General features: G+C 61.4%; 6 protein-coding genes. 3 read left to right on the top strand and 3 right to left on the bottom strand.

Annotation, left to right across the window (positions count from 1 at the left end; genetic code table 11):
• Window positions 1-178: 178 nt before the first annotated feature.
• From AC1DP3_RS17880 to AC1DP3_RS17870, 3 genes are all read right to left on the bottom strand, one after another.
• The gene (locus AC1DP3_RS17880) at window positions 179-1,204 is read right to left on the bottom strand and encodes an ABC transporter substrate-binding protein (RefSeq protein ID WP_477295647.1); all 1,026 of its coding nucleotides are present in this window, start codon (window positions 1,202-1,204) and stop codon (window positions 179-181) included.
• Between the two features lie 98 nt (window positions 1,205-1,302).
• Window positions 1,303-1,983 (bottom strand): RraA family protein, encoded by a 681-nt coding sequence (locus AC1DP3_RS17875; protein WP_477295645.1) that lies wholly within the window; start codon window positions 1,981-1,983, stop codon window positions 1,303-1,305.
• A 13-nt stretch (window positions 1,984-1,996) separates the two neighbouring features.
• Window positions 1,997-2,806, bottom strand: a complete 810-nt coding sequence (locus AC1DP3_RS17870; RefSeq protein WP_477295643.1) for a carbon-nitrogen hydrolase family protein — start codon at window positions 2,804-2,806, stop codon at window positions 1,997-1,999.
• Window positions 2,807-3,008: 202 nt separating this feature from the next.
• Here AC1DP3_RS17870 and AC1DP3_RS17865 point away from each other — a divergent pair, with 202 nt between their 5' ends.
• From AC1DP3_RS17865 to AC1DP3_RS17855, 3 genes are all read left to right on the top strand, one after another.
• A complete protein-coding gene (locus tag AC1DP3_RS17865) occupies window positions 3,009-3,689 on the top strand; it encodes a GntR family transcriptional regulator (protein WP_477295641.1) in 681 nt (226 codons plus the stop codon).
• 74 nt (window positions 3,690-3,763) lie between these two features.
• The gene (locus AC1DP3_RS17860; RefSeq protein ID WP_477295648.1) at window positions 3,764-4,513 is read left to right on the top strand and encodes an HpcH/HpaI aldolase family protein; all 750 of its coding nucleotides are present in this window, start codon (window positions 3,764-3,766) and stop codon (window positions 4,511-4,513) included.
• Between the two features lie 67 nt (window positions 4,514-4,580).
• A partial coding sequence (locus AC1DP3_RS17855) for an aldo/keto reductase (RefSeq protein ID WP_477295639.1) occupies window positions 4,581-5,178 on the top strand: 598 nt, incomplete at its 3' end.

The following is a 5,178-nucleotide window of genomic DNA, read 5'->3' as shown; positions in this document are numbered from 1 at the left end:
CGCTGATGGCGGCTGTCATGGTGGGAATTCCGGAGATTCCGGCCAGTGGTCCCACCGTGGTCGCCACTTGCCAGACGACCAGCCAGAGCGCGAACCCGACGATGCCGCCGATGATCTTGGTGAGCGTCACCAAGGCTTTCTTTCTGTTCATGATTCGCTCTCTGACTGGCCGACGGGCTTACTCGTTGACTGCCTGCGGAATCACAACCGCCTCAAGATCGATGTCTGAGGTAATGAATCCGGCGTCCTTCTCGAGCTGATAGAAACGCTCAAGACCCGCCATGTCGACGGTGGTGAAGTAGTACGGCACGACTGCGTTCGCGAGCGTCGCAGGATCCACACCCTGCTCGCGCGCAGTTGTCTCGCGAACGAGGTCCGGGTCCTCCCGTCCGAGGGCCGTCGCCTCCCGGATGGCGCAGTTGAACCGCGCGACGATCTCGGGGTTCTTCATCACGAAGTCGCTCGATGCGACGAAGGCGGAGGTCGGTCCTTCGTGGAAGGTCTCGACGCCGGGCCACGAGATGATCTCGTAGCCCGCTTCTTCAGCGGCCGTCATCGCCGGCTCAGCAGAGTAGGCCGCATMGACCTGCCCCGCCATCAGGGCGTTGATCGCATCGGCGTAGCCCATCACCACGTACTTCACCGAGTCGGGATCGCCGCCGTGCTCGGCGATCACGTGGCGCGTGGTGAGTTCGGCCTGGCCTTTTGCATCGCCGACCGCGACGGTCTTGCCGTCAAGGTCACCCGGATCTTCGATGCCGCTATCCGGGGCGACCAGGAGCGCGGTGATTTCACGCTCGTAGCCTTCCTCGCCTGCCTGCATCTTGTCCCAGTACCCGGGCGCGATCCCGGCGAACGGCGAGACGATGGTCAGCGGAATACCCTGGTCGATCGCCTGGAAGGTTGCAAGGGTGCCCGTGAACGCGAAGTCGACGGCGCCGCCCTGTACAGCGGAGATCGTTGCCGGAAKGGCGCTGAGCGTCTGGAACTCGACATTGATTCCGTGCTTCTCGAACAGACCGGCGTCGTCAGCCGCGAACAGGGCGCCGTTGCTCACGATCGGTAGTGCTGCGACGCTGACGTCTGTGACGGTGTCGGTGTTGGGGTTTGCGCAGTCATACTCGACGGAGCCCATCACCTTCTGCACCTCGGTCTGAGCTTCCTGGGTGGTTGGGCTCGGGGACGAGCAGGCGGCCAGTGCCATGACACCGGCTGTCGCCATGAGCGCAGCTGTGGCGCGAACGGTCTTGTTCATAATTGTTCTTTCTCGGTGATGGTGGCTATTAGAGGTTGATTTGGTCTCTACGTCCAGAGACCGTCGACGAAGACCCCGCTTCGCCGAATGTGATCCGCCGCGCCGAAGGTTTCCGCGAGGAGGGCGCCGGCACGGAGGGCGTCACGAGAGGGTGGTTCCATTTCCTGCAGTTCGATGAGGTGGTCGTACATCTCAGCGAAGCTATGAGGGTCGACGAAGACGACTCCGTTGCGGTCGGCGATGACGAGATCTCCGGGTCGCACGATGGTCCCGGCGATCGACACTGGAAGATTCACATCGCCGTCCTGCCCAAGAATCCGCGTGGCCATGGGGCTCAGTCCCCGACTGAAAACCGGCACGCCTGCAGCTTCCAGGTCCGCGATGTCGGTCGCCATGCCGTCGATCACGATTCCCGCGGCGCCCCGGAGTTCAAGTGCGAACGACACCATCGCCCCCACGCAGGCTCGTTCGGTTTCGCCGCCCATGTCTGCAACGACAACGTGACCGGGCTGGACCAGGTCCGCGGCATAGTGCAGCGCGGTGCTGTCCGAGCCTGACGTACGCACTGTGATTGCGGTCCCGACGAAGGATGCAGCGGTGGTGACTGAGCGAATCCCGAGCGCGAAGCCGTACTCGAGGACATGACCGATCGTCGCCGGCTCGATCAGGCGAGCGCGGTCAACCAGTTCCTCAGAGAGGAGGTCGGGGGTAGGGCCGATTCGAAACATTGGTCGTCCTCTCTTAGGCGCCTACGTCGGCGGTTCGCTCGACGCGGAAACGGCGGTTTGCGACACAGGGGTTGGTCAGGCGCACGGCGGAGACCCTGTCCTCGTCCAGTTCGACGGTGCGCGTCTCACTGCCCTCGACAAGTTGAGCGAGCACGATCCCCATCGGGTCCACGACCAGGCTGCCGCCCGTCGATTGGGGCACCGCCTGGTTGGCTGCTACGACAAATACCGTGTTCTCGATCGCTCGGGCTCTGACGAGCGTTTCCCAGTGGTCTTCCTTGCGAACGCCCGGCGTCCAGGCGGAGGGAAGGAGGATGACGTCGGCTCCTTCATCCACGAGGGCTCTCGAACTCTCAGGGAACCTCAGGTCGTAGCATGTGATGACTCCGAACCGGATTCCGTTCAGATCGAACAGGAGCGAGCCGGGATCCCCGGATGGAGCGATGACGTCCGACTCACGAAATCCAAATGCGTCGTAGAGGTGTACCTTGCGATACACGCCGATCTGCTTGCCCTCACTCGAAGTGACGTAGATCGTGTTGTGCGCTCGATCGTCCGCGGGAATTTTCTCGAGCATGCCAACGGCGATGGCTATTCGCCATCTCGCGGCGACCTCGTCGACAGCGGTGGTGAAGGGGCCGGGAATGGTCTCCGCGTTCTCACCCCAGAGACTGTCCACCTCGTGACGGAAGTACATGGACACTTCCGGCAGAACGAGCAGCGCCGAACCGTCAGTGGCGGCTCGTTCCGCCGAAGACGTAATCGCGGCCAGGTTGGCAACCTTGTCCTCAGTGCTCGCGATCTGACCAATGCTTACTCGCATCGCTTCCCTATCTCCCTCGACAGTCCGGCCTCACGCTGTCTGCACCATGTATACATGAAGTGTGTATGGTGCATGTGTTGCGTGTGTTTCGAGAGTATTCCATGTCTGCTACGCACATGCAACAAGAATGTTTCATGCACGTTCCGTGTCCACGCACGCGAGGATCTGTCAGAATGCTTGTCACCTGTGGGCGTGGGCTTGAGTGACACAGGAGGACAGAGAGAGGCACATGAAGCAGACAGCCGTTGACAAGGCATACACCTGGCTGCGCGAGCGAATCCTCGACGGCACCCTCTCCGGAGGGACCTTCATCGACGAGGCCACCGTCTGCGAAGCCGCCGGTGTATCGAGGACACCGGCGCGCGAGGCGTTCAACCGGCTCGAGGGTGAACGCTTCATCAGTCTCGTCCCCCGACGTGGGGCACAGGTTCGGGAGTTGAACTCCAGTCATCTCTACGAGGCATTCCATGCGCGGTTCATGATCGAAGCGTTCGCCGCCGCCGAGTTCTGCGCCGGTGACCGGGATGTGCCCGCCGAGATGGTCGCGAACCTGAAAGTGATGGATGGGATCACAGACTTCACCTCTCTCGAGAGGAACCTGGAGTACCTCAATGCAGACAGGGAATTTCACGCCGCGCTGATCGGGACGCTCAACAACCGACCGATCATCGACTTCTTCGAGTCGTTGTGGCGAACCAATTCGTGGGCGGCAATCAACCGCTCGAAGTCGTCGATGAGATCGGAGTCGTGGGTCGCGGCCAACCGAACTCAACACCACGCGATCGCTGACGCCCTGGCTGCACATGACGCCGCGGCCGCGGAGGCAGCTCTGCGGGCCCACCTGAAGATCACCCCTGCGGAGTTCAGTTCCACTCCCTCGTAACAGGGATTGCGTGGCGTGCGCACTTCGGGTATTGATAGACTTCATGTATAYACGAAGCATGCATAGGAGTGGCGATGTCTTATAAGCCCCGAACGGGATTCTGGCTGACCGATTCGAGCGCGCCGCTCGCTGAGATTGTGGCGGGACTCGGGTTCGACTTCGTCGTTCTCGATGTCGAACACGGCATGTTCGACCTGCGAAACCTCGAATACTTCATCCCATTGCTTAAGGGGCTGGGCCTGGACGTATGGGCCAAAGTGCTCGGACCGGCACAGGAGCCGATCCAGCAGACGCTCGACTTCGGCGCCGACGGCGTCATCATTCCCCACATTCGAGACGTCGATCACGCCGCCGCAGTCACCGCTCATGCCAAATACCCGCCGCTCGGGGATCGGAGCCTCTCCGGAGGGCGCACGTTCCACTACGACTCCTGGTCGGTCGAGCAGACGGAGGCGTTCAACGTCAGTACTCAGTGCTTCCCGCTCGTCGAGCACCCGGATGCAGTCCGGGATATCGAGAAGATCGCCGCGCTGCCGACAGTGGACGGGTTTCAGATCGGGACCAGTGATCTCGCCCTGATGAGTGGACGCGGAACCTACGCGCAATCGGGAGAGGACTGGGCTGATGTCATCCGTTGCGTGAGCGCGTTCAAGGCAGCCGGCAAGTCGTGGCTGTTTCCCGCGTGGACGGCACAAGAACAGCGTTGGGCCATCGAGAACGAGGCACCCTTGCTGATGATCGGGGTTCAATATCACTTCATCAAGTCCGCATTGCGTCAGGCGAAAGAGTCCTACGACGTGCTCGAAATCGCCGCGACCAGGTAGGCCCGGAATGCAATACACACGACTCGGGAACTCTGGGCTCGAAGTCAGCAAAATCGCGCTGGGGTGCATGAGCTTTGGCGATACAGCGCGCAGCCAAATGTCGTGGATGCTCGATGAGGACCGCGCCAGCGAGATCTTTCGCGCCGCAGTCGAGCTCGGGGTCACCCTATGGGACACTTCAAACTCCTATGCAAGCGGCAGTTCAGAAGAGATCGTCGGGCGAGCGATCCAGCGATACAGCCGCCGAGAGGACGTCGTGCTGGCGACGAAGGTCTACTTTCCGATGGAATCTGGTCCGGGCGGCTCCGGTCTTTCCCGTCGCGCGATCCTCCAACAGGTCGAACGCTCGCTCCRCCGCTTGAACACTGACTACATCGACCTTTATCAGATCCATCGCTTCGATCCGCTCACGCCTGTCGACGAGACGATGGAGACGCTTCATGACCTCGTCCGAGGGGGCAAAGTGCGCTACATCGGCGCATCGTCGATGTGGGCATGGCAACTTTCCAAGATGCAGTACGCGGCCGACCTCAACGGCTGGAGCAGGTTCGTCAGCATGCAGCACCAATACAGCCTCCTTGCTCGAGAGGATGAGCGAGAGATGTTCGGACTGCTTGAGGATCAGCAGATCGGAAGTCTCGTATGGAGCCCCGTGGCGAAAGGAC

Source organism: Microbacterium sp. P5_B6, from assembly GCF_056400345.1.
This window is presented reverse-complemented; position numbering and strand designations above follow the sequence as displayed.